This window comes from Acidiferrimicrobium sp. IK (assembly GCF_025499425.1).
In the GTDB taxonomy this organism is placed as follows: domain Bacteria; phylum Actinomycetota; class Acidimicrobiia; order Acidimicrobiales; family Palsa-688; genus Acidiferrimicrobium.
This window is the reverse complement of sequence record NZ_JAIMCB010000039.1, coordinates 1-1,479: the sequence shown is the minus strand read 5'-3', so window position 1 is coordinate 1,479 and position 1,479 is coordinate 1. Positions and strand designations below refer to the sequence as shown.

The 1,479-nt window shown below is 69.2% G+C and carries 1 protein-coding gene; it reads left to right on the top strand.

The genetic code is table 11. The annotated features are described in order from the left end of the window. Nucleotides 1-242: 242 nt before the first annotated feature. Entirely contained in the window at nt 243-1,454 is a 1,212-nt protein-coding gene (locus K6U06_RS24455) for an IS110 family transposase (RefSeq protein WP_262324609.1), read from the top strand. Nucleotides 1,455-1,479: the final 25 nt, after the last annotated feature.

Below are 1,479 nucleotides of genomic sequence, written 5' to 3'. Positions count from 1 at the left end.
CGGCTAATGGGGATCGACCACCTCGCTGGTTGAGTGAGTGAGGCTGGTCGCTGAGCCGCCAGCAGGTCAGCACTCTCTCCGGCAGAACGTCGAGTTCTAGGCCTAGATCGTGCGCCTGCTGGTCGGTGAGGTCGACTGGGACAACTGGTGGGATGACGTGCCGTGAGGAGCACTGAACCATTAGCGAGCTGCTGGTCGCCTCGGGCTCGTGGCTGTGGTCGATCGAGAGGAGGCAAGTGAGGGTGCAGGTGTTCGTTGGTCATGACTGGGCCGAGGACCATCATGATGTCGAGGTCCGCGACGGTGAGGGACGGCGGCTGAGCCGGGCCCGGCTGCCTGAAGGAGTGGAGGGCGTGGCCCGCTTCCACGCGCTGGTGGCCGAGCACGTCGACGATCCGGCCGAGGTGGTGGTGGCGACCGAGACCGATCGGGGCCTGTTCGTGGGGTCGTTGGTGGCGGCCGGCTACGAGGTGTACGCGGTGAACCCGTTGTCGGTGGCCCGCTACCGGGAACGCCATGTCACCTCGGGGGCCAAGTCCGATCCCGGCGACGCGGCCACACTGGCCGAGCTGGCCCGCACCGACCGCCACCACCACCGCCGCATCGCCGGTGACAGCGAGCGGGCCGAGGCCATCAAGGTGCTGGCCCGGGCCCATCAGAGCCTGATCTGGACCCGCCAACGCCAGGTCAACCAGTTGCGATCCACGCTTCGCGAGTACTACCCGGCCGCCCTGCAGTTGGGAGAGCTCTACGGGCCCGACGCGCTCGGCGTGCTGACCGCCGCGCCGACACCGAGCTTGGGGCGGACCTTGTCGCGCAAGCGGATCGCCTCCGCCATCGCCCGGGCCGGCCGCCAGCGCCGCCTGGAGGAGCGCGTCGAGCAGATCCAAGCCGCCCTACGGGCCGAACAGCTGGCCGCCCCGGCCGTGGTCTCCGAGGCGATGGGCGCCTCGGTGGCCGCCCTGGTCGCCGTCATCGCAGAGCTGAACAACCAGGTCGCCCGGCTCGAGGAGCAGCTCGCCGAGGGTTTTGATCAGCACCCGGACGCCGAGATCGTCCGCTCCCTGCCAGGACTCGGGACGGTCCTGGGCGCCCGGGTGCTCGGTGAGTTCGGGGATGACCCGAACCGCTACAGCGATGCTAAAGCCCGCAAGAACTACGCCGGGACATCCCCGATCACCAAAGCGTCGGGCAAGAGCCGGGTCGTCCTCGCCCGCTACGCCCGCAACCGGCGCCTATCCGACGCCTGCTACCTGTGGGCCTTCGCCGCCATCACCGCCAGTCCCGGAGCCCGCGCCTACTACGACGCCCGCCGAACCGGCGGAGACACCCACAACCGGGCCCTACGAGCCCTGGCCAACCGGCTCGTCGGCATCCTCCACGGCTGCCTAGGACACCACACGCTCTACGACGAGCACACCGCCTGGGGCCACCGTGAACAAGAAGCTGCTTGACAGTTAGACCCGTGGGATGTCTAGG